The organism is Chenggangzhangella methanolivorans, assembly GCF_019797865.1.
Lineage (GTDB): Bacteria > Pseudomonadota > Alphaproteobacteria > Rhizobiales > Methylopilaceae > Methylopila > Methylopila methanolivorans.
In genome coordinates, this window is the sequence record NZ_CP081869.1 from 3,618,197 (window position 1) to 3,639,829 (window position 21,633).

General features: G+C 68.7%; 19 protein-coding genes and 5 pseudogenes. 5 read left to right on the forward strand and 19 right to left on the reverse strand.

Annotated features, from left to right (window positions below):
* The first annotated feature begins 128 nt into the window (after positions 1 to 128).
* A complete protein-coding gene (locus K6K41_RS18925) occupies positions 129 to 2,387 on the forward strand; it encodes a trimethylamine N-oxide demethylase (RefSeq protein ID WP_261401787.1) in 2,259 nt (752 codons plus the stop codon).
* Here K6K41_RS18925 and K6K41_RS18930 read toward each other — a convergent pair whose 3' ends face one another.
* The 14 genes and pseudogenes from K6K41_RS18930 to K6K41_RS18995 form a co-directional block, all read right to left on the reverse strand.
* Positions 2,388 to 3,614, reverse strand: a complete 1,227-nt coding sequence (locus K6K41_RS18930) for an amidohydrolase family protein (RefSeq protein ID WP_261401788.1) — start codon at positions 3,612 to 3,614, stop codon at positions 2,388 to 2,390.
* A gap of 230 nt (positions 3,615 to 3,844) precedes the next feature.
* The gene (locus K6K41_RS18935) at positions 3,845 to 4,090 is read right to left on the reverse strand and encodes a hypothetical protein (protein ID WP_261401789.1); all 246 of its coding nucleotides are present in this window, start codon (positions 4,088 to 4,090) and stop codon (positions 3,845 to 3,847) included.
* A gap of 14 nt (positions 4,091 to 4,104) precedes the next feature.
* A complete protein-coding gene (locus K6K41_RS18940) occupies positions 4,105 to 4,752 on the reverse strand; it encodes an NHL repeat-containing protein (protein WP_261401790.1) in 648 nt (215 codons plus the stop codon).
* 138 nt (positions 4,753 to 4,890) lie between these two features.
* Entirely contained in the window at positions 4,891 to 5,835 is a 945-nt protein-coding gene (locus tag K6K41_RS18945; RefSeq protein WP_261401791.1) for an ABC transporter permease, read from the reverse strand.
* Complete coding sequence (locus K6K41_RS18950; RefSeq protein ID WP_261401792.1) at positions 5,832 to 6,887, reverse strand: ABC transporter permease; 1,056 nt, start codon at positions 6,885 to 6,887, stop codon at positions 5,832 to 5,834. The genes K6K41_RS18945 and K6K41_RS18950 overlap by 4 nt, the downstream gene beginning before the upstream one ends.
* A pseudogene (locus K6K41_RS18955) lies at positions 6,887 to 8,386 on the reverse strand (ABC transporter ATP-binding protein). Before K6K41_RS18955 ends, K6K41_RS18950 begins: the two are co-directional and overlap by 1 nt.
* A gap of 218 nt (positions 8,387 to 8,604) precedes the next feature.
* Positions 8,605 to 9,579: a BMP family protein gene (locus K6K41_RS18960; protein ID WP_261405786.1), complete on the reverse strand. Its 975-nt coding sequence runs from the start codon at positions 9,577 to 9,579 to the stop codon at positions 8,605 to 8,607.
* Positions 9,580 to 9,667: 88 nt separating this feature from the next.
* Positions 9,668 to 10,996, reverse strand: coding sequence for an amidohydrolase family protein (locus K6K41_RS18965; protein WP_261401793.1), 1,329 nt, complete (start codon positions 10,994 to 10,996; stop codon positions 9,668 to 9,670).
* Entirely contained in the window at positions 10,993 to 11,766 is a 774-nt protein-coding gene (gene rutD, locus K6K41_RS18970) for a pyrimidine utilization protein D (RefSeq protein ID WP_261401794.1), read from the reverse strand. Before rutD ends, K6K41_RS18965 begins: the two co-directional genes overlap by 4 nt.
* 41 nt (positions 11,767 to 11,807) lie before the next feature.
* Complete coding sequence (gene rutC, locus K6K41_RS18975) at positions 11,808 to 12,197, reverse strand: pyrimidine utilization protein C (protein WP_261401795.1); 390 nt, start codon at positions 12,195 to 12,197, stop codon at positions 11,808 to 11,810.
* A 186-nt stretch (positions 12,198 to 12,383) separates the two neighbouring features.
* Entirely contained in the window at positions 12,384 to 13,130 is a 747-nt protein-coding gene (rutB, locus tag K6K41_RS18980) for a pyrimidine utilization protein B (protein WP_261401796.1), read from the reverse strand.
* Positions 13,130 to 14,226 (reverse strand): annotated as a pseudogene (gene rutA, locus K6K41_RS18985) (pyrimidine utilization protein A). Before rutA ends, rutB begins: the two are co-directional and overlap by 1 nt.
* 201 nt (positions 14,227 to 14,427) lie before the next feature.
* Complete coding sequence (rutR, locus tag K6K41_RS18990; protein WP_315855235.1) at positions 14,428 to 14,985, reverse strand: HTH-type transcriptional regulator RutR; 558 nt, start codon at positions 14,983 to 14,985, stop codon at positions 14,428 to 14,430.
* Positions 14,874 to 15,116: a TetR family transcriptional regulator gene (locus K6K41_RS18995; protein ID WP_261401797.1), complete on the reverse strand. Its 243-nt coding sequence runs from the start codon at positions 15,114 to 15,116 to the stop codon at positions 14,874 to 14,876. The genes rutR and K6K41_RS18995 overlap by 112 nt, the downstream gene beginning before the upstream one ends.
* Before the next feature lie 235 nt (positions 15,117 to 15,351).
* Here K6K41_RS18995 and K6K41_RS19000 point away from each other — a divergent pair, with 235 nt between their 5' ends.
* On the forward strand, positions 15,352 to 16,179 hold the full coding sequence (locus K6K41_RS19000) for a hypothetical protein (protein ID WP_261401798.1): 828 nt from the start codon (positions 15,352 to 15,354) through the stop codon (positions 16,177 to 16,179).
* Positions 16,180 to 16,195: 16 nt separating this feature from the next.
* Here the strand turns inward: K6K41_RS19000 and K6K41_RS19005 are convergent, their stop codons facing one another.
* From K6K41_RS19005 to K6K41_RS30610, 5 genes and pseudogenes are all read right to left on the reverse strand, one after another.
* Positions 16,196 to 16,678: a phage regulatory CII family protein gene (locus K6K41_RS19005; protein WP_261401799.1), complete on the reverse strand. Its 483-nt coding sequence runs from the start codon at positions 16,676 to 16,678 to the stop codon at positions 16,196 to 16,198.
* A gap of 40 nt (positions 16,679 to 16,718) precedes the next feature.
* Entirely contained in the window at positions 16,719 to 16,904 is a 186-nt protein-coding gene (locus K6K41_RS30595; RefSeq protein ID WP_428978534.1) for a hypothetical protein, read from the reverse strand.
* Positions 16,905 to 17,007: 103 nt separating this feature from the next.
* Positions 17,008 to 17,451, reverse strand: a pseudogene (locus tag K6K41_RS30600) (EAL domain-containing protein); the annotation flags it as partial.
* Between the two features lie 184 nt (positions 17,452 to 17,635).
* Positions 17,636 to 18,418: pseudogene (locus K6K41_RS30605) on the reverse strand (diguanylate cyclase domain-containing protein); the annotation flags it as partial.
* Between the two features lie 751 nt (positions 18,419 to 19,169).
* A pseudogene (locus K6K41_RS30610) lies at positions 19,170 to 19,936 on the reverse strand (GntR family transcriptional regulator).
* Between the two features lie 116 nt (positions 19,937 to 20,052).
* Here K6K41_RS30610 and K6K41_RS19030 point away from each other — a divergent pair.
* Genes K6K41_RS19030 through K6K41_RS19040 form a run of 3 tightly spaced genes read left to right on the forward strand, consistent with a single transcriptional unit; the run spans position 20,053 to position 21,616 of the window.
* Positions 20,053 to 20,865 carry an ABC transporter permease gene (locus K6K41_RS19030; RefSeq protein WP_261401803.1) on the forward strand — a complete coding sequence of 271 codons (813 nt, stop codon included), beginning with the start codon at positions 20,053 to 20,055 and terminating at the stop codon, positions 20,863 to 20,865.
* Entirely contained in the window at positions 20,862 to 21,197 is a 336-nt protein-coding gene (locus K6K41_RS19035) for a hypothetical protein (protein WP_261401804.1), read from the forward strand. Before K6K41_RS19030 ends, K6K41_RS19035 begins: the two co-directional genes overlap by 4 nt.
* Positions 21,197 to 21,616: an ABC transporter permease gene (locus K6K41_RS19040; RefSeq protein ID WP_261401805.1), complete on the forward strand. Its 420-nt coding sequence runs from the start codon at positions 21,197 to 21,199 to the stop codon at positions 21,614 to 21,616. The genes K6K41_RS19035 and K6K41_RS19040 overlap by 1 nt, the downstream gene beginning before the upstream one ends.
* Positions 21,617 to 21,633 lie beyond the last annotated feature (17 nt).

Genomic DNA, 21,633 nt, shown 5'->3' on the forward strand with positions numbered 1-21,633 from the left:
GACGAGGGCTGCAAGCCGTCGATCCGGGATCGCGTTCCGGAAGGGGCGCCCCATCCTGAAGACGACCCCGGATCGGCGCGGCTTCGCCGCTGGTCCGGGATGACGATGATCCATCGAGGACCAAGATCATGGACGCCCGTTCAGACGCGACCTCGCCGCTGCGCACCGACACGCTGGTGGCGCGCGGGACCGAGCCCCTGCTGTTCGACCTCGCGGCCGGCGACCGGGTCCGGATCGTCGATCCGGAAGGCCGCCAGCCGGGCCTCCTGCTCGTCTCCGGCGAGATCGAGGCCGAAGGGCTGACGCCGGCCGATGAGGCTGAAGCCGCCGCAGCCAGAGCCGCGCTCGCGGCGCGCGGGACGGACGTCTCGAAGCTCAAGGGTTTCCGCCTGTTCTCCGACGACGCCGAGCCCGGCGCTTCGATCGCCCTCGAGGCCGCCTCGGCGGCCGTCTGCGCGCTGGTTCCGGCCGGCGCGCAGATGGCTCCGGACGAACAGACCCCGCCGACCGAGCTCCTGGTCGAGATCGAGTCCGCCGCGCCCGCCAAGGGCGTCGCCCCGGCGCCGCTCGCCGAGCCGAAACTCGACCTTCGCATCGACGCCGCGACGGCGTCCGCCTATCGCGTGAAGGCCGGCGACTACATCCAGATCATCGACGTCGACGGCCGCCAGTGCTCCGACTTCCTCGCTTTCGACGCCGCGGCGCTCGAGCGCGGCGACGAGACCGGCATCGACCCGACGGTCACCCGCACGCTGATGGCCACGGCCAATCCCGCGCCGGGCCTTCACTCGAAGTATTTCGACGCGCGGCTGACCCCGCTCGTCGAGATCGTGCGCGACACGGTCGGCCGCCACGACGCGTTCCTGCTGGCCTGCAACTCGAAATACTACGAGGACATGGGCTATCCGGGCCACGACAACTGCACGGACAATTTCAACCGCGCGCTGAAGCCCTACGGGATCGCGCCGAAGGCCGGCTGGCCCGCGATCAATTTCTTCTACAACACCACCGTCAACGCCGACGACTCGATCAGCATGGACGAACCATGGTCGCGGCCCGGCGACTACGTGCTGCTGCGCGCGCTCACCGACCTTGTCTGCGCGTCCTCGTCCTGCACCGACGACATCGACCCCGCGAACGGCTGGGCCCCGACCGACATCCACGTCCGCGTCTATGACGCGTCAGAAACCTTCTCCCGAGGGATAGCTCACCGCATGACCCCCGACGCCGCGCCCCGTCTCACGCGCGAGACCGGCTTCCACCCGCGCACGTCTGCGCTGACCCGAAAGTTCTCCGAATATCGCGGCTTCTGGCTCGCCGACTGCTACTCGGACAACGGCCCGATCGAGGAATACTGGGCCTGCCGCGAGCGCGCCGCGATCATGGATCTTTCGCCGCTGAGAAAATTCGAGGTGATCGGCCCTGACGCCGAGGCGCTGATGCAGCTCGCCGTCACGCGCAACATGAAGAAGCTCGCCATCAACCAGGTGGTCTACACCGCCATGTGCTACGAGCACGGCGGCATGATCGACGACGGAACGGTGTTCCGCATCGGCCAGGACAATTTCCGCTGGATCTGCGGCGAGGATTACTGCGGCGTGCATCTGCGCGAGCTCGCCGCCAAGCACAATCTCAAGGTCTGGGTGAAGACCGCGACCGACCAGCTCCACAATGTCGGCGTGCAGGGCCCCCGCTCGCGCGAGATCCTCCACGCCATCACGGTGACGCCGCCCGCCGAGCCGACCGTCTCGGAGCTGAAGTGGTTCCGCTTCACGGTCGGGCGGCTCGCAGGCGTGCCCGTCGTGGTCTCGCGCACCGGCTACACCGGCGAGCTCGGCTACGAGGTGTTCTGCCATCCCTCCCGCGCGGTCGAGGTGTGGGACGCGATCATGGCGGCCGGCGAGCCGCACGGCATCAAGCCGCTCGGGCTTCTCGCGCTTGACATGGTGCGGATCGAGGCGGGGCTCGCCTTCGCGGGCTACGAATTCTGCGACCAGACCGACCCGTTCGAGGCCGGCATCGGCTTCGCGGTGCCGAAGGAGAAGGCCGACGCTTACGTCGGCTCCGAGGCGCTGGCGCGCCGGCGCGAGACGCCGTCGAAGAAGCTCGTGGGGCTGGAGATCGCCTCCAACGACGCGATCGGCCATGGCGACTGCGTCCATGTCGGCCGCGCGCAGATCGGCGTCGTGACGAGCGCGACGCGCTCGCCGATCCTCGGCAAGTCGATCGCGCTCGCGCGCCTCGACGTGACCTACGCCAACCTCGGCGAGCACGTCGAGATCGGCAAGCTCGACGGCCAGCAGAAGCGCATCAAGGCGACGGTCGTGGCCTTCCCGCATTACGATCCGACCAAGTCGCGGGTGCGGACCGAGGCCGATCCCGCCTGATCAGGCGGGCGCTCCGGCGATTTGCTCGCCGGCCCGCCACACCGACACGATCCGGCGCATGTTGGCGATGTCGGCCACGGGGTCGGCGTCCAGCGCCACGAGGTCGGCGGCCGCGTCGACCTTCAGGACGCCGCGGTCCTTCTGGCCGTAGACCGCCGCCGAGCCTTCGCTGGCGATGCGCAGCGCGTCGGCCGGCGTCAGCCCCGCCTCGACCATCAGCGCGAGCTCCCGGTGCTCGGCGAAGCCCGGAATGCGCATCGGCGTCGCGCCCGAATCCGTGCCCATTCCGATCGTGATCCCGGCGGCGTGGAGCTTCGCGAGGTTGCGCTTGTTCATCTCGACCGAGGGGCGGTTCTTCTCGCCCTTCTTGGCCTGCGTCTCGCGCCAGGCGGCGTCCGCCATCCTCTTGCGGAAGGCCTCCGGCGCCGCGGCCTTGAAGAACGGGTCGTCGGCGAGCTCCGGCCGGTCGACGTAGATGTATTCGGCCTCGTCGATCTGGATGGTCGGGATGTAGCGCACGCCGCCCTGCTTCATCGCCGCGAGCATGGCGTCGTCGATCTCCTCGTCGCGCACGCCATGGCCGAGGACGTCGACGCCCGAATTGATGGCGAGCCGGGCGTGGGAGACGTCGTGCACATGCGCGACCGCCGGCAGGTTTCGGCGATGCGCGGCGTCCGCCGTCGCCTTGGCGATCTCGGGCGACATCACCGGCAGCTGCCCGTTCATGTCCTCGATCCAGAGCTTGATCTGGTCGACGCCGGCTTCGGCGAGCTGGTCGACGACGTCGCTCGCCTCGGCGGCGGTGCGCGGCCGCGCGACCTGTTCGTCGCTGAGGTTCATGACCTTCGCGGGCGGCGCGCCGTCCGTGACGCCGACGCCCGGGCCCGCGCCATAGAGCGTCGCGCCCTTGAGCCGCCCCGCCTGGCTCTCGCGCCTGATCTCGTGGAACAGCGGCGGCGACATGCCGAGCGCCGACACCTGCGTCACGCCGAAGGCGGCGTAGAGCGCGAGCTGCTCCTCGACGCGGTCTCGGGTATAGAATCGGATGCCGGACTCGATCCCGACCACATGGCCGACATGCACATGCGCGCTGTTGAGCCCCGGGACGAGGAAGCGTCCCGCCATGTCGACGCGCCGCACGCCCTGCGGAAGGTCCGCCGGGCCGGCCCCGGCCGAGATCGCGCTGATGCGGCCATCCTTGATGAGCAGGCTCGAGGGCGCGCTCATGGCGGAGCCGGTGAAGAGGCGCGCGTTCAGGAGCGGTGCCGGCGCCGGGCGAGCCTTGCGCGAAAGCGGGGAGGGCGACCAGCGAAACCAGTCCGCCGACGGCGGCGCGTCGTGTCATCAACATCATGCAAATCCACGGCAATTTGGCGTTGGCCACGACATGGGCCAGGGTCGCCCTGGGGCAACCGCGCCCCACGGTTTATTGAGCGGACCCTCGCCGGCTCGCCGTCTCAGTCCTTGGGCAGCGCCGTCGCGCGGAGCTGGAAGCTCGGCAGCGGCTTGCCCTTCTTGTCCTTGTCGCTGAGCCAGGCGAGCTGGCCTTCGCTCACCCAGACCTTGTCGCCGACCACCGCGACGCCGGTCGGGCCGGCGAAGTCCTTCAAGGTCTCGATCTTGGCTTCGTCGCCCGAAACGGTGACGCGGTCGAGCGCGCCGCCGCCCTCGACCATCAGGAAGCCGCCCGGGATCGCCCGCATGCCGTCGGGATGCTTCAGCGGCGCGACGTCTTGAGCTTGGTGATCGCGCCGGGCTTTCCGGCCTTCATGTCGATGCGGAACAGCTCGCCCGACATGTAGGTGTTGACGTAGAGCGCGCCGGACTCGTCGAACGCGATCCCGTCGAGGCCGCCCTTGAGCCGCTCGTCCTCGACGAAGACCTCGAAGGCCTTGGCGTCCGGCGCGAGCCGGAAGATCTGCGGTCCGCGGGTGTTGGTGACGTAGAGGGTCCCGTCGTCGCCGAGCGCGAAGTCGTTCGCGACTGCGGCGTCCGCCGGTTTCGCGCTGAATTTCGGCGCGCCGCCGTCGAGATCGAAGCCCTTCACCCAGGCGCCCTCGACGTCGCCCGGTCCCTTGACGCCGATCGCCGAGATGTCGTTGGAGGCGACCCAGAGCGTTCTGGTCTTCTCGTCGATCAGCAGCCCGAAGGTCGAGCGCGTCCCGTGTTCGCCCGGCTTGAAGAACGGGACCGGCGTCGAGCCGGGCGCGATCTTCAGCACCCCGCCGTCGCGGAAGCTCGAGACGTAGAGCACGCCTTCAGCCGTCGCCGCGACGTTTTCGGGGAAGGCGTGGCTCTCGGGCAGAGGGATGACGTCGGTGGCGCTCGCCGGCGCGCTGAACGCAAGTCCGATCGTAAGCGCCATGCTCGCCGCCGCCGCGCCGCTGCGCGCGTTCCAGAAACAGCTCAACCGTCCGCCCTCCATCGTTGTGTTTTGGAGGGCATATCGAGCGCAGCTTCGCGACGTCCATGGGCCGGGCTGCGAAACGCCGCGGCCGGCGCCTCATCGCTCGCCGCGGCGATAGGGCTGCATCAGCGCCTGGGGCACCTTCGCGCGCCGGGCGAAGACGACGAGAGCCGCGATCGACATCAGGTAGGGGATCATCAGGAAGAGCTGATAGGGCGCGGCCTTGCCCGTGACGTGCTGGAGGCGGAGCTGGAAGGCGTCGAAGAAGGCGAACAGCAGCGCGCCTCCGAGCGCCCGCAGGGGCATCCACGAGGCGAACACCACGAGCGCGATGCACACCCAGCCGCGGCCCTGGACCATCGTGGGGAAGAAGCTGTTGAAGGCCGCGGTCGTGAGAAACGCCCCGCCGAGCGCCATCAGCGCGCTGCCGAACGCCACCACGCCGATGCGCAGGCGGATGGGGTCGAGCCCCTGCGCTTCGGCCGCATGCGGGTTCTCGCCCACGAGCCGGATGGCGAGGCCAAGCGGCGTCTTCGCCAGCGCATAGGCGACGGCGAGCGTGAGGAGGATCGCGAGATAGGTGGGCGCGGTCTGCGAGAACAGCGCCTCGCCGAGCAGAGGGATGTCCGAGAGCAGCGGGATCTTGAGCGGCTGGAACGGCGTGATGGTGGGCGGGCTGCCCGAGACCGGGATCGCGAGGCGGTAGAGATAGTAGCTGAGGCTCGATCCGAGCAGCGTGACGCCGAGCCCCGCGACATGCTGCGACAGCCCGAGCACGACGGTGAGCCCCCCATGCAGCAGCCCGAACAGCGCCCCGCAGGCGAGCGCCGCCGCGAGGCCGAACCACAGGTCGCCGGTCTTGAAGACGGTCAGCCACGCGATCATCGCGCCGAAGGTCATGATCCCCTCGATGCCGAGGTTCAGGACGCCGGAGCGCTCGCACAAGAGCGCGCCCAGCACGCCGAACAGCAGCGGCGTCGCGATCCGCAGGACCGCCGCCCAGAGGCTCGCGCTCGCGAGGATGTCGAGGGTCTCGCTCATCGCCGGATCCGGTAGGTGACGAGCGTCAGGGCGACGAGGACGCAGAGCAGCGACAGCGCGACGGTCACGTCCGCGATGAAGCTCGGGACCTTCAGCGCCCGGCTCATGCCGTCGACGCCGACGAAGGTGGCGGCGACGAAGAGAGAGGCGGCCACGACCCCGATCGGATTGAGCGCCGCCAGCATCGCGACCACGATCCCGGCATAGCCGAAGCCGGGCGAGAGGTCGGTGGTGACATAGCCCTTCACCCCCATCACCTCGATCGCGCCGGCGAGGCCCGCAAGGCCGCCCGAGAGGCACGCGACGCCGACCAGCACCTTCGGGATCGGCACCCCGGCGAAGGCGGCGGCGCGCGGGTTGAAGCCCGCGGCCTTGGCCTCGAGCCCGAAGGCCGTGCGTGACTGGATGATCCAGACCACGACGCTCATCGCGACCGCGACCAGAAGGCCGACATGGAGCCGCGTGCCCTGCCAGAGCTTCGGCAGCGCCGCCTCGGGCGAGACGCGCACCGATTGCGGCCAGCCGAAGGCCATGCGGTCGCGCAATGGCCCGTCGATCATCATCGAGACGAAGAGCAGCACGACAAAGTTCAGCAGCAGCGTCACCACCACCTCGTCGACGCCGAAGCGCAGGCGCAAGGCCAGCGGCGCGAGGAGGAGCATGGCGCCGACGGCCGCGCCGCAGATCATGAGGAACGGGATCAGCAGCGGCCCGGGCAGCAGCCCGCCGGCCGAGGCCGCGCCGCCGAGCGCGGCGGTGGCGAGCGCCGCGATGTAGAACTGCCCCTCCGCGCCGATGTTCCAGAGCCGGGCGCGGAACGCCACCGCGGCCGCAAGCCCCGTGAGGATGAGGGGGGTGGCCCGCGTCAGCGTCTCGGTGATGGCGAGGCGGGAGCCGAAGGCGCCGATCGCCATGCGCCGATAAGCCTCCGGCACGGACGCGCCCGCGAGCGCGATCAGCGCGCCTGAGATCGCGAGCGCGACCATGACCGCGGCGAGCGGGGCGGCCACATAGAGGATCGGGGGAACGCTCGCGCGCCGTTCGAGACGCATCACGCCGCCTCGTCCCAGACGCCGGCCATCATGCGCCCGAGCCGGCGGGCGTCGAGCTGTTCGACCGGGACCGGCGGCGACAGGCGGCCTTTGACCATGGCCTGCACGCGGTCGGCGAGGCCCAGCACCTCGTCGAGGTCTTCGGAGACCAGCAGCACGCCCATGCCGGAGGCGCGGGCTTTGAGAATCTCGGCGTGCACGCCCGCGACCGCGCCCTCGTCGAGCCCGCGCGTCGGCTGCGCGGCGATCAGGATTCTTGGGTCCGAGGCGAGGTTCCGGCCCAGAATCATCTTCTGCATGTTGCCGCCCGAGAGCAGACGGGTGGGGGTCTCGGGCCCGCCGCCGCGCACGTCGAACCGCGTGATGACGTCCGTCGCAAAACCGCGGGCCTCCGCGCGCCGCACGAAACCGAGGCGGCGAAAGCGCGGCTCCTTCAACCGCTCCAGCACGGCGTTCTCCCAGAGGGTGAGCTCGCCCACCGCGCCTTGCGCGTGGCGGTCCTCCGGCACGCGGCCGACGCCCGAGGCCACGAGCCCGCGGGGCGAGGCGGTCGCTTGCGTCTCGCCGAAATACGCGATCTCGCCCGAGGCGGGCGCCTCGCAGCCGCAGACCATCTCGACCAGCGACGACTGGCCGTTGCCCGACACGCCGATGATCCCGAGCACCTCGCCGGCGCGGAGCTCAAAGCTCGCAGCCTCGACGAGCGTCCGCCCGCCCTTCGCGAAACCGAGGTCGCGGCCGGCGAGCATTGGCGCGCCCGGCTCCTGCGCGGTCCGCGTCGGGCGGCTGACGCGGCGGCCGACCATCAGCTCGGCGAGTTCGTCGACGCTCGTCTCGGAGGTCCGGCGCTCGGCGATCTTTCGGCCGCCGCGCAGCACCGCGACGCGGTCCGCGCTGCGCATCACCTCATGCAGCTTGTGGGAGATGAAGATCAGCGACAGCCCCTCGGCCGCCATGGTTTTCAGCGCAGCGAACAGGCTCTCGGACTCCGCCGGCGTCAGCACCGCGGTCGGCTCGTCGAGGATCAGGATTTTTGCGTCGCGATAGAGGGGTTTGAGGATCTCGACCCGCTGGCGCTCGCCGACCGACAGCTCGGAGACCAGCCGGTCCGGATCGACCGCGAGGCCGAAGCGACTTGAAAGTTCGGCGAGCTTTTTTCGCGCCGCAGAGCGGCGGGAGCGCCAACCCCAGAGCGGCTCGGTTCCCGCCACCACGTTCTCGATGACGGTGAGGTTGGGCGCGAGCGCGAAATGCTGGTGCACCATGCCGACGCCGGCCTCGATCGCGGCGCGCGGATGGCCGGGCGGCAGCTCCCTGCCGAAGACCGAGACGCTGCCCTCGTCGGCCGCGTAGTGGGAACAGGATGTTCATCGCGTGGTCTTTTCAGCGTGCAGGGCCAGCACCTCGCCGCGGGCGAGCTCGAGCGAGATCCCGTCATTGGCGAGAAGCGCGCCAAAGCGCTTGGTGATCCCTTCGAGGCGCAGGACCGGGTCGGTCATCGTGAGACGCCGCCAGCAGCAACGTCTTCGGAAACAGCGCGTCGGATCGGCCGACTGCGTGCTTCGAGACGCCCGCCGGTGGCGGGCTCCTCAGCATGAGGACCGTTTTGGGACGCCGGAACGCAAACCTCCCTCATGGCTCTAGGAGCCGTCCGCAGGACGGCGTCTCGAAGCACGCAGTTCGTTTGAGCCAGGCGCCTTCATGTTGAAGCCAACCGTCAGGACGGCTCCGAATTGTCGACCGGCACCGTGAAGCTCCCCTCCTTGATCGCCTTGCGCTTGGCTTCCATCAGGGCGACCGCCTCGGCGGGAACCAGCTCCTTGTCGAACAGCACGTCGTTGCCGCCCTTCGCCATGAAGCTGAAGGGGCTGTAGTCCTGCCCCGTGGGCTTGCCTGCGCGGATGTCGGCGAGCGCCCCGTCGAGGATCGGCCGGAAGTACCACATGGCGTTGGCGAACACGGTCTTGGGATAGCGCGGGGAATAATCGCGCAGCGAGCCGATCGACAGAACGTTTTTGTCCTTGGCCGCGTCCGCCGTGCCGATGCGCTCGCCGAACAGGATGTCGGCGCCGGCGTCGATCTGCGCGAGGCCCGCCTCCTTGGCCTTGGGCGGATCGAAGAAGGTGCCGATGAAGCCGTTGAGGAACACAGCGTCGGGCCGCGTCTCCTTCACGCCGGCGCGGAAGGCGTTGATGGTGTTGTTGATCTCCGGGATCGGGATCGCGCCGACCGAACCGAACTTGCCGGACTTGCTGGTCTTGCCCGCGAGCATGCCGGTGAGATAGGCGGCCTCGTGGTTCCAGGTGCCGAACACGCCGAAGTTCGGGCCGGCGGGGCCCGCGCTCGAGCCCATCAGGAAGCTTACCTTCGGATAGTCGGCGGCGACCTGCCTTGCTTCGGTCTCGGCGGCGTAGGACTCGCCGACGATCAGCTGGTGGCCCTGCTCGGCGTATTCGCGCATGGCGCGGGGATAGTCGGTGCCCGCCACGCCTTCGGAGAACACGTATTCGATGACGCCGTCCTTGGCGGCCTCGAGCATCGCCTCGTGGAGGCGCGAGTTCCAGGCGTTCTCGACCGGGCTCGAATGCAGCCCCGCAACCTTGATCTTGGTCCCTTGCGCGAAGCCGCGGCCCCCAAGCGCGAGCGCCGCGGCGCCGCCGGCCGTGAGCGCGAGAACGTCTCTGCGGTTCATGAAATGGACCATGTCGGACATGCTTTCCTGAGCCGCGATCCCCGGACCGTCGCGGTCGTTTCGAAGACAGGCTTCCGGGCCCGCCTGTTCACGTCAAGACGAAGACTTCGGCGCCGTCAGTCCGATTCCTGATCAAGTCGCGGCGCATAGGCCGAGGCGTCGACGATCGCGGACGGCCTGAGATCGAAAGCTCCGAAACGCGCGGCGCCGCGCGGGCAAGAACCTTGCCGGCCTTCATCACGAGGAGACGCGTGGCTTTGAGGCGGATGGCCTCGATCGGGTCGGCGGCCTGCAGCATCACGAGGTCGGCGCTCGCGCCGACCGAGAGGCCGTAGCCCTCAAGCCCCATGGCCTTGGCGCCGTTGATCGTGACGCTGTCGAAGGCGCCGCGCATCGCCTCCCGCGAGGTCATGGGGGCGGCGTGGATCGCCATATGGGCGACCTCGAGCATGTCGCCGCTCCCGAGCGAGTACCAGGGGTCCATGACGCAGTCGTGCCCGAAGGCGACGTTGACCCCGGCCGCCTTCAATTCGGGCACGCGCGTCATGCCGCGGCGCTTTGGATAGCTGTCGTGCCGGCCCTGAAGCGTGATGTTGATCAGCGGATTGGCGACGACCGAGAGCTCCGCCTCCGCAATCAGCGAGATCAGCTTCGAGGCGTAGTAGTTGTCCATCGAGTGCATGGAGGTGCAGTGCGAGCCGACCACGCGGCCCTGCAGCCCGTGCCGAACCGTCTCGGCCGCCAGCGTCTCGACATGGCGCGACAGCGGATCGTCGCTCTCGTCGCAATGGAGATCGACGCGCAGGCCGCGCTCCGCGGCGAGCCGGCAGAGCGCTTCGACCGACGCCGTCCCGTCCGCCATGGTGCGTTCGAAATGCGGGATGCCGCCGATGACCTCGACTCCCATGTCGAGCGCCTTTTCGAGCGCCGCGACCGCGCCGCCGCTGCGAAAATAGCCGTGCTGCGGGAAGGCGACGAGCTGGAGGTCGATGTAGGGCTTCACCCGCTCGCGAACGTCGAGCAGCGCCTCGACGGTGAGGAGCCGCGGGTCCGAGACGTCGACATGGCTGCGGATCGCGAGCAGGCCTTGGGCGACCGCGAGGTCGCAATAGCGCAGCGCCCGCTCGACCATGGCGTCATGGGTGAGCAGCGGCTTCAGCTCGCCCCAGAGCGCGATGCCCTCGAGCAGGGTGCCGGATACGTTGAGGCGAGGGCTGCCGAGCGACAGCGTCGCGTCCATGTGGAAATGCGGATCGACGAAGGGCGGCGAGACGAGCCGCCCGGCGGCGTCGACGATCTCGCCGGCCTCCGCCGCGATCCCGCGCTCGATCGCCGTGATCTTCCCGCCCGACATCGCAAGGTCGATCCCCTTGCGGCCGTCGGGCAGGGTCGCGTCGCGGATGAGCGTGTCGATCATGAGAGGCCGTCGGCGGCGTTCGAGGAAGACGCCGGCATGCCGCCCTTCGCAAGAAAGTGCAACAGCACATCATTGAAGGGCTTTGGATCGACGACCGTGAACGCGTGGCCGCCGCTCTCGGCCATCCAGAGCTCTGCTGCGGGCAATCGTTCGGCGAGATCGCGCGAGGCGGTCCAGGGCGCGAGCACGTCGTCGCGGGAGGCGGCGACAAGCGTCGGGACGGCGATCTCGCCAAGCCGGTCGCGGACGTCGAAGGCCGAAAGCGCGGAGACGCGCCTCAGCAGGGTTTCTTCGCCCTGGAACGCCGCGATGGCGTGCGCGACCTCGCGGTCGATCGCCTCGGCGTTGGCCGCCGCATGGGCCGCGGAATAGAGGAAGATCGGCTGCGCCTTCACATAGGCCTCGACCCCGACATGCCGCAGCAGCGCGAGCCGCGCCTCGAAGCAGCGCAGCGTATGCAGGGAGACCGCGGCCCAGGCGTTGACGAGGGTCAGGGTCGCGAGCCTCTCCGGGGACTTGAGCGCAAGCTCGAGCCCCACCAGCCCGCCGAGCGCGTGGCCGGCGAAATGACAGCGGCCGACGCCCGCCGCGTCGAGGATCTCCACGACGTCGTCGGCCATGTGCGCGATCGCATAGCCGTTGGGCAGCGGGCCGGCGTTCGCGCCGCAGCCGCGGTGGTCGTAGACGATCACGCGGAAGCGCTGCTCGAGCGCGGCGAGCTGAGGCTTCCAGAACGCGCCGAAGCCGCCGAGCCCCGTCGATAGAAGCACCGTCTCCGCGCCTTCGCGGCCAGTCGATGTGTAGTTCAACGTCAGGCCTTGCCGATATGCGCGATCGAGGCGATCTCGACGAGCGCGTCGGGCTTCACCAGTCCGCACTGAATGCAGTAGCGCGCGGGCTTCTCGCCCGGGAAATACTCGGCGTAGACCGCGTTCATCGCCGCATAGTTGGCCCAGTCGGTGAGGAAGATGTGGTTGAAGGTCACGTCGTCCATCGTGCCGCCGGCGGTCTCGATCACCGACTTGATGATCTCCAGAACATGTCGCGTCTGCGCGGAGGCGTCGCCGACATGGACGACGGTGTTGTCCTTGTCGAAGGGCAGGGTGCCGGACACGTAGAGCACGCCGTCGGCGAGCGTTCCGGGCGAGAACGGCGCGATCGGCTTTCCGGTCCCGGGCGGCGTTACGATGGTCTTGGGCATGGCGGGCTTCTCAAAACCTGTGTGGTCGGAGGCGTTGGCGATGTGCGTGCTTCGAGACGCCCGCTGCGCGGGCTCCTCAGCATGAGGATTGTTGAGGGCGCTAAAGCGCAAACCTCCCTCATGTTGAGGAGCCGTCCGCAGGGCGGCGTCTCGAAGCACGCAGCGGCGGAGATCCAGGCCTCTCAGTCATCGGTCGTCTTGCGCCTCGGCGGCGTGCTGGGAGATCGCGCCGCAGAAGTCGGCGGCGGTGGACACCCAGCCAAAGAATTTCTCGATGTTGTAGAGGCTGGCGTCGCGGATGTAGTCGGGGCCGAGATGATTGACCGCGTCCTCGAGCATCAGGCCGAAATACTCGAGATGAAACGCGTCGCGGAGCGAACTCTCGACGCAGACATTGGTGGCGACGCCCACGAAGACGAGCGTGCGGATCCCGCGGGCGCGCAGAACGCTGTCCACATTGGTGTTGAAGAAACCGCTGTAGCGCGTCTTCGGGATCAGGATGTCGCCCGGCTGCGGCTTCAGCTCGTCGACGATCGCGTAGTCCCAGCCGCCCTTGGCGAGCAGCTGGCCTTCGAGCTCCGGCCGGGCGCGCATGGTTTTGAGCGCGTTGGACTTGTGCCAATTGGGCGAGCCCGGCCCGCCGGCCTCGACATAGGCCGGATCCCAGCCGTTCTGGAAATGCACGATGGCGACGCCGGCCGCGCGCGCGGCGTCGAGCACCTGGCCGATCTTGCCGATGACCTTGGCGGTCTTCGACACGTCGAAGCCGGCGATGTCGACATAGCCGCCTTTCGAGGCGTAGGCGTTCTGCATGTCGACGACGATCACCGCGGTCTCGGCGGGCTTCAGCGACAGCGGCTCGGGGCGCGCCGGCACGATAGCTGCGTCGGCTGAGTCGCCGAGCGCATAGCCGGCGTGGAGGGGCGCCGCCATCAGACCGCCGCCAGTTCGGGCGCCGGCGCGGCGATCCCGGCGCGGCTCTTCATCAGCGGCTGGATGCGCGTTCCGAACTCGTCGACGCCCTTGATGAAGTCGTCGAAGGTCAGCAGCACGCCCTCGCAGCCGGGCACGGTCGAGACCTCGTCGAGCAGCGTCGCGACGGTCTCATAGGAGCCGACCAGCGTTCCCATGTTGATGTTCACCGCCGAGGTCGGCTCGATCATCTGCTTCACGTTGGTGTCGGCCCCGGAGGACTTGTCGACGTTCGACTGGTCGACGAGCCATTTAAGCGCGTCCTGGTCGGCGCCCGACTTGTAGAGCTCCCACTTGGCGCGGGCGGCCTCGTCGGTCTCGTCGGCGATGATCATGAAGAGCGCGAAGGAGGTGACGTTTCGCCCCGTCTTCGCAGCCGCCTCCGCGAGCTTCGCCGCGGTCGGGGCGAAGGCCGTCGGGGTGTTGAAACCCTTGCCGAAGCAGAAATTATAGTCGGCGTATTGGGCGGAAACGCCATCCCGGCCGCGCTCTGCCCGGCGCAGATGATCTTCATGTCGGCCTGCGGCCGGGGGCTCAGGCGGCAGTCGTCCATCTGGAAGAATTCGCTCTTCCGATCCGAGACGCCGGTCTCCCAGAGCTCGCGCAGGATCTGGACATATTCGGAGAGATATTCGTAACGGCGGCCGAAATACTCGTCGCCCGGCCACACGCCCATCTGGGAATATTCCGGCTTCTGCCAGCCGGTGATGACGTTGAGGCCGAAGCGGCCGCCCGAAATGGAGTCGATGGTGGACGCCATGCGGGCCGCGATCGCAGGCGGTACCACCAGCGTCGCGGCGGTGGCGAAGAGCTTGATCTTCGTGGTGACGGCGGCGAGCCCCGCCATGAGGGTGAAGGACTCGAGATTGTGGTCCCAGAACTCGGTCTTCCCGCCAAACCCGCGCAGCTTGATCATCGAGAGCACGAAATCTAGGCCGTGGCGTTCGGCCGTCTGCGTCACGATCTTGTTGAGCTCGAAGGTCGGCTTGTATTGCGGCGACGTTTCGGAGATCAGCCAGCCGTTGTTGCCGATGGGAATGAACACGCCGATCTGCATCGCGTCCTCCTGCGCGGCAGAAACCGCAGCGTCGTCACGAGATGGAAAAGGCTAAGCAGGGCGCGTGCCAGATGTTGATCCGGCCCTGAGTTCGAGCGATGCGGAGATCCGGACGTCGATTGATCGGACCATTTGGTCCGATTTTTTATCGTGCGGTCCGGTTTGTGCCGAAAGTTGCGGCGACAGGCGCCGCGGAAGGCGTCATGCGGGATCCGCGGCCCGCTGCGGCGAGAGCGCTCCGAGCACGACGCGCAGCACGTTCTCGGTCGCGTCCTCGAAGAACTTCTGGTCGTCCAGCGTGCGTCCCGTGATCGCCTCCACCTGAGCGGAGAAGTCCGCATAGTGCTGGGTCGCGGCCCAGATCATGAAGATGAGATGGTGGGGGTCGACGGGCGCGATCTTGCCCGCGTCGCTCCATGCGCGGATGACGCCGGCCTTGCGGTCGACGAGCGCCTTGAGCGAGGTTCGGAGCTCCTCCCCGATCATCGGCGCGCCTTGCACGATCTCGAGGCAGAACAGCCGGGACGAGCGCGGTTCGTCGCGCGACATCTCCATCTTGAGGCGGACATAGTCGCCGATCGCCCGGATCGGGTCAGCCTGGGGATCGAGCGCCTCAAGCGGCGCGAGCCAGTCGGCGAGCAGCCGCTTCAGAACCCCGACATAGATCTCGTCCTTCGAGGCGAAATAGTAGAACAGGTTGGTCTTCGAGACGTCCGCGGCTCCGCGATCTGCTCGGCGCTGACGCCGTGCAGTCCCGATTGCGAGAACAGCGTCAGCGCCGCGTCGAGGATCGCGGATTTACGCGCCAGGACGCGCCGCTGCCGTCGGGAGGTGTCGGAGGTCTTCGTTTCGTCGACGGGCGTGGCGGCGATCCGGCGCCTCTTCGTCACCGCCTCAGTCGCTTTCGCACTTCCGGACGCCACGCGCTCGCTCCGCCTCCGTCGATCTGCTCCTGATCGGGGCCTTGCGCCCGACCGCAGCCATCCATAGCGAGAAGCCGCGCCCCCGTCATTGCGGACGACGCGCGCGCCCGGACGGCTTGCCTAAAATTGCAATCATGTCGAGATAAAATCTCTCACAAGTTGAGTGATGAACTGCGCCCCGTAACCGACTGGGGGTGTCTGAATGTGTTTCTCGTCCGTCTCTGCCCGCGTGGCGCGCGGGGTGTCGCGGCTCGCTCTGCCTGCGCTGATGTTCGCGGTCTCGGCCGGCGCGGCGTCCGCCGCCGTCGAGCGCCACGCTTACGCGCCGGTCTCGCCCGAGGATCCTGAAATCGCGGCGCTGATCGCGGCCGATCGCGACGGCCTGATCAGCGCTGCGCCGGTTGACCGGCCGCAGCTGCAGGCGGCCCGCGCCGGAGGCTCGGTGATCGTGCAGGGCTCGAACACGAACGCCTGCGGCGCCTTCAATTGCAAGACCATCGTGTATCGCGGCGGGGCCAAGATCGCCGAAAAGTTCGCGTGCGACGGAAGCGCGGGCGACCACAGGCTCTACATGGGCGGCCGATGGCTGTCGGCGTGCGGCTGGCTCATCGATCTCGCGACGGGCCGACGCCCCCGCGTCACCGAGAAGCCGGAGTTCCCGGCGATCGAGATCGACCACAACGGCTCGAAGGTCATTCTCGACGGAACCAACGGCGTCATCAGCTATTCGCGTCCCAAGCCGTCGATCGCGGGCACGATCAAGCCCGGCGACGTTCTGGTGGTCTACGAAAACGAACAAACGCCGGGCATCTATGTGTCGTCGATGGTCGGCACGGCCTGGGTGTTCAAGAAGGGCTGCGAACCCGCGCCCTATGCGGTCATGCAGGCCCGCGTCGCGACCGGCTCCTGGGCTCTGCAGGGGCAGGCGCCGATCTGGTCGGGCTGCGACGTGGTGGGCTACCGCGAGAACGGCCCGAACAACCTGCTGAAGTTCGACCCGCAGAGCGGCCGGCTGGAAATCGACCACTGACGCGAGCCGTCAGCGCTCAGCCGCCGGCGTCCGGCCGCGGCGCCGGATGGACGCCGGCGCTTTCGATCTTGAGCTTGAGCGAGGCGAGGGTGCGGCGGGCGTTCTCGATCCCCTCAAGAATGGACAGCGCCTCTCGGTGGTCGATCCTGCGGTCCGACAGCGCCTCGTCGATCGAGTGCAGGATGTCGGCTGCGTTGACCACCACATGGGTGGCGCTGCGCTGGATCGCGGCCGGCACGTCGTCGCGCCCGCCCTCGACGCGGTCGGCGGCGACGAAGCGCGTGCCCTCGAGCAGGTAGGAGACGAGCTTCGCGCTCGGCGCTGCGGCGATCACGCCGCGGATCTCGTCGGCCGAGAAGCAGGTGCGGTTGATCAGCCGGGCGTGCAGCGCGGCGTAGCTCATGTTCAGGGCCGCGGCCACGGCCTCGATGGAATGGGACTTCTCCACGACCATCATCGTGTAGGCGATGTCGGCGAAGTCCTTGCCGCGTTCAGCCACGGGCCTGTTCCCGATGCGCGATGGACCGCGCGCTGCGAGCCTAGGCGTCAGGCGCCCGATCGGGCAAGGCTCCTGACGGCGCGGCGCGCTCCGAGAAGCCGGCCGCAGCCTGACCGAACAGCGCGTCTGCGGCCTGGGGTTTGGAATACAGGAACCCCTGTCCGATCTGGCAGCCGAGCCGCCGCACCATCTGCGCCTGTTCGTCCCGTTCGATGCCTTCGGCCACGACCTCGATCGACAGGCTCCGCCCGATCGAGGCGACGGCCTCCCACGATCGCGCGGCCCATGGCGTTGTCGCAGATGTCCTGGACGAAGGAGCGGTCGATCTTGAGGCGCGAGACCGGGAAGCGCTTGAGGGTCGAGAGCGACGCGAAGCCGGTTCCGAAGTCGTCGAGCGCGAGGCCGACGCCCATGTCGCGCAGTTCGCTGAGCGAGCGCATCGCGTCGTCGTCGGAATTGAGCGCGATCGTCTCCGTGATCTCGATTTCGAGGTCTTCGGGCGACAGGCCGTTACGGGCGAGCGCCGCCTCGACGTCGGCCTTCAGCGCGCCTGAGTGGAAGTGCGCCGCGAAGAGGTTGACCGCGATCCTCGGGACGTCGCGGCCCTCGGCGCGCCAGGCGGCGAGCTGACGGCAGGCCTCGTCGAGCGTCCAGCGGCCGACGTCGAAAGCGATGAGATGGGTCTCCAGCGTCGGCATGAAAGCGGCCGGGCTCAGCAGCCCGCGCTGCGGATGGCGCCATCGGAGCAGCGCCTCGCAGCCCGATAGCGTCATGTCGTCGAGCGCGACCTGGGGCTGGTAGAAACAGCTCCCATTCGCCGCGCACGGTCGCGCGGCGCAGCTCGTCCTTGAAGGCCCGGCGGGCGGCGAGCTGGTTGGCCATGCTGTCGTCGAAGGCGCGGCAGGCGCTTCGGGCCTCGGGCTTCGCGCCCAGCATCGCGAACTCCGCCCGGGCCAGCAGATCCTCGGCCTCGACGGCGTGCGCCGGGGCGAAGGCGAGACCGATCGCGGCGGCGAGCGGGATCGCGAAGCGCGACACGTGGAACGGCGACTCGAAGAGCGCCAGCAGGCGTGCGGCGACCTCGCGCGCGGCGCCCTCGTCGTCATGGGGAAGCAGCGCCGCGAAGTCGTCGGCCCCGACCCTGCCCACGATGGCGGTCTCGTCGAGGCAGGACCGCAGCCGGAGCGCGACGGTCTGGAGCAGCGCGTCGCCGACGTCGTGCCCGAAGGTCTCGTTGATGGACTTGAAGCGATGGAGATCGAGCCGGATCGCGGTCGCGGTCCCGTGCTCGCCGAGCAGCCGCGCGACTTCCTCGCCGAACGCCGCCTTGTTGAGCAGCCCGGTGAGCGGATCGTGCCGCGCGAGATGCTCGAGCCGGCGCTCCCGGATCTTGCGCTCCGAAATGTCCTGCACATGCGCGCCGTATTCGCGGCCGCGCGCGCCCGGCCAGGACGAGATCGTGATCTCGATCGGAAATTCGCGCCCGGCGCCGTCGACGCCGACGACCTCGACCGACTTGCCGGCGAGGCGCGACTCTCCGCTCTCGGTCATGCGCCGCATGCCCGCGGCGTGCTGGGCCCGGAACCGTTCGGGCATGATGATCTCGATCGACCGGCCGACCACCTCGTCGCGGCTGCGGCCGAACATCCGCTCGGCGGCCGGGTTCCAGAAGGTGATGCGTCCGACGTGGTCGGTCGCGACGGTCGCGAGCGAGTTCGCTTCGGCGAAGCCCTGGACGATCGTCCCGTCGCGCGCCTTGCGACGCTTTTTCGAGCTTGGTCGAGACGATCCGCGCGAGCGTCGACAGCAGTTCCACCTCCCGTTCTGAAAAGCGCTCGCGCGGCGTGCGGTCGACGACGCACAGCACGCCGAGCCGCGCGCCGTCGGAGTCGATGAGGGCCGCCGGCGTAGAAGCGGATGTGGGGTTCGCCGGTCACCAGCGGGTGGCCGGCGAAGCGGGTCCTGCGCCGCGTCGAGGCAGACGAACGGCCCGTCGGCGGCGAAGGCGTAGCAGCAGAACGCGCCCGTCCGGACGAGCGACTGGCGCGGAAATTCCCGGCGCGCGAGCAGCCAGTGCTCCTCTTCGCCGGTGATCGCGATCAGGCAGAACGGGGTCTGGAAGACCTCGGCGCCGAGCCTGGCGATCTCGAATTCGGGATCGGGGGCGCGCCGAAAATGCGTAGCTGTCGAGGCGCGCGAGGCGCAGCCGTTCGTCGTCCGGGCGAAGGTGTGGGGACATCGTAACATATCCGACAACCATCGCCCGGATCGATTTGATCGCTCAAATCTTAAGATGCGGTTTTAGAGATCCCTGATTTCCGCCGATTAGCGTCAAAAACGAACGTGACGATTTGATTTCGCGCGCCGCGCGTCCCGGATAGCTGCACTCCCGCGTCGCGGGCGTGGCCCGAGGCGTGGGGAGAGCCGTCCGCCCGTTCTATCGCCCGGGGCGGGCGGCCGACCTCACGCGAGGGCCTTGCGGCTCTCGGGATCACCGATCGCGAAGCTCTTGCTGGACCACGTAGTCAATGTGGAAGTCTTCCCGGTAGAACGACTCGCCCCGCACCAGCGGGCGGCGGTCGGCGCTCAGCAGCACGTAGTCGCGGATCAGCACCGGGGCGCCGCGCTTGACCGCGAGCTGGTCGGCGATCGCGCCCTTGGCGACGCCGGCGCGGATCGAGCCCTCGACGCGCAGGACGGGAAGCCCGAAATCCTCGTCGAGGATGCGGTGGATCGACTTGGTGCGGATCATGATCGGCGTCATGCGCCGGCCGAGCTCGCCGGGATGACGCGGCGCTCCAGGCTCATGCGCTCGCCGCTGACGACGCGCAGGCGGTCGAGCCGGAACACGGTCTCGGCCTTGCGCAGATGCAGCGCTTCGATCTCGAGCGGGGTCGGCATGTGGCTGTCGAACGCCACCACCTCGTAGTCGATGATGGCGCCGCGGTCGGCGAGCTGCTCCTCGAATGACCGCACGCGGGACAGATCGATCGGCGCGCTCATGGCGGGGCGCGCCACGAAGGTGCCGCTGCCCGCGCGGCGCACGATCACGCCCTCATAGACGAGCTGCTGGAACGCCTTCGCGACCGTCGCCCGCGTGGTCGCGAACTTCGAGGCGAGCTCGGGTTCGGAGGGCGTGCGGTCGCCCTCGCTGAGCCGGCCCGCCGCGATCTCGTCGAGGAGATAGCGCTGGATGCGGACGTAAAGCGGGACGAAGTCCTGCTGCGACAAAACCGGCTCTCCCGCAAAAAGCTGCATAGTCAACTATACATGTCCGAGATCAGTCATATAGGGTCTCGCCGTTCCGCGGAAGTGGCCGCGGCAGGCTCGACAGGCGTTTCACGCATGTTTTTGGCGTCACAGGATCTCGCTCGATGACGGACGCGGCCCTTTCGGCCGTCGGCGGCCGTCCGAAGCGCGCTCCTGCGCCGGCCCGCCGGTCGCTGATGCTGCTCTACCTCGTGTCGATCGTGGCGGGCCTCGGCGTCTGGCACGTCATCGCGAGCGGCTATTCGAGCTTCGTGCTTGCGCCGCCCACGGGCGTGCTGAACCGCCTCGTCGAGCTCACCATGAGCGGCGAGCTGCCCCGCGCGCTCGGCGGCGCGCTGCAGCACATGGCGCTCGGCTTCCTGATCGCCTGCGCGATCGCCATTCCGATCGGCATGCTGATGGGGCGGGTGCGCCTCATCAACGACCTGCTCGATCCGATCGTGAACCTCGTCTACGCGGTGCCGAGCGTCGCCTGGGCGCCCTTCATCATGATCTGGTTCGGCCTCTTCTTCGAGGCGCGGGTCGCGCTCGTCGTCATGATGTGCACCTTCGACATGATCATCGTGACGAGCGCCGGCGCGCAGAACGCCGACCGCAAGCTGCTGAACGTCGGGCGCTCCTTCGGGGCGAGCGGCTGGCAGCGCTTCCGCTACATCCTGCTGCCCGAAAGCCTGCCGTTCCTGTTCACGGCGCTGCGCATCGGCGCGGTCCGGGCGGTGAACGCCATGATCACCGCCGAGCTCTTCCTCGCGGCCGTCAATCTCGGCCAGATCATGAAGCAGGCGGCGGTGCGGCTCGACAGCGCCGCGGTGCTGGGCGTGCTCGCGGTGCTCTGCATGATCGGGCTCGCGCTGCAGGAGATCCTGCTTCTCATCGAGCGCCGCATCTGCGTGTGGCGGCAGGGGGCGTCGTCATGAGGCCGCCCCGTCTCCTCGTGAACGCAGCTGGCGTCGGACTCGCGCTCGTCGGCTGGCAGATCCTGGGTTCTCGCCTCGGCGATGCGCTGGTCGCGACGCCCGTGCAGGTCGCCCATGCGCTCGTCGAGACGCTCGCGGCCGGCGAATTCTGGCCCGCGCTCTGGTCGATGGGCTGGCAGATGCTGCTCGGCTACGCGCTCGCGATGGGCGTCGGCGTGCCGCTCGGCGTCGCGATGGGCCGTTCCGACCGCGTGCTCGCGGTGGTGAAGCCCTGGTCACAGATGTTCATCGTCATCTCGGCCGCGGCCATCGTCCGCTCTTCATCATCCTGATGGGCCGCGGCCCGGTGATGTGCGTTTCGATCGTGTTCTTCGTGACCGTCTGGTACGTGGTCACGACCATGACGGAGGCCGCGCGCGGCGTCTCGCCGAAGCTGATCAACGTCGCGCTCTCCTTCGGCGCCTCGGATTTCCAGCGCTTCCGCTACGTCATCCTGCCGGCGCTGCATCCCTTCGTGCTGATCGCGGCCCGCATCGGCCTGATCCATGCGCTGCGCGCCATGATCACGGCGGAGATGTTCATTTCCGCGGGCTTCGGCGGGCTCCTGAACAACGCCGGCCTCGACCTCTCCACCGCGCCGCTCTTCGCGCTGATCGTGATCCTGATGACGCTGAGCGTCGCGGCCACCGGTCTCCTGCGCTTCGTCGCCGATCGATCCGCCCCCTGGTACGCGAGCCGCACCAAGGCCTGAAGCCCCCTCTGGACGCC

Coding starts and splice junctions, on each gene's coding strand:
- rutC (WP_261401795.1), bottom strand. CDS start 12,197: ATGCCCAAGACCATCGTAACGCCGCCCGGGACCGGAAAGCCGATCGCG.
- K6K41_RS18925 (WP_261401787.1), top strand. CDS start 129: ATGGACGCCCGTTCAGACGCGACCTCGCCGCTGCGCACCGACACGCTG.
- K6K41_RS18960 (WP_261405786.1), bottom strand. CDS start 9,579: ATGAACCGCAGAGACGTTCTCGCGCTCACGGCCGGCGGCGCCGCGGCG.
- K6K41_RS18965 (WP_261401793.1), bottom strand. CDS start 10,996: ATGATCGACACGCTCATCCGCGACGCGACCCTGCCCGACGGCCGCAAG.
- rutB (WP_261401796.1), bottom strand. CDS start 13,130: ATGGCGGCGCCCCTCCACGCCGGCTATGCGCTCGGCGACTCAGCCGAC.
- K6K41_RS18945 (WP_261401791.1), bottom strand. CDS start 5,835: ATGAGCGAGACCCTCGACATCCTCGCGAGCGCGAGCCTCTGGGCGGCG.
- K6K41_RS19000 (WP_261401798.1), top strand. CDS start 15,352: ATGTGTTTCTCGTCCGTCTCTGCCCGCGTGGCGCGCGGGGTGTCGCGG.
- K6K41_RS18930 (WP_261401788.1), bottom strand. CDS start 3,614: ATGAGCGCGCCCTCGAGCCTGCTCATCAAGGATGGCCGCATCAGCGCG.
- K6K41_RS19040 (WP_261401805.1), top strand. CDS start 21,197: ATGGGCCGCGGCCCGGTGATGTGCGTTTCGATCGTGTTCTTCGTGACC.
- K6K41_RS18935 (WP_261401789.1), bottom strand. CDS start 4,090: ATGCGGGCGATCCCGGGCGGCTTCCTGATGGTCGAGGGCGGCGGCGCG.
- K6K41_RS18950 (WP_261401792.1), bottom strand. CDS start 6,887: ATGCGTCTCGAACGGCGCGCGAGCGTTCCCCCGATCCTCTATGTGGCC.
- K6K41_RS18940 (WP_261401790.1), bottom strand. CDS start 4,752: ATGGCGCTTACGATCGGACTTGCGTTCAGCGCGCCGGCGAGCGCCACC.
- K6K41_RS19035 (WP_261401804.1), top strand. CDS start 20,862: ATGAGGCCGCCCCGTCTCCTCGTGAACGCAGCTGGCGTCGGACTCGCG.
- K6K41_RS19030 (WP_261401803.1), top strand. CDS start 20,053: ATGACGGACGCGGCCCTTTCGGCCGTCGGCGGCCGTCCGAAGCGCGCT.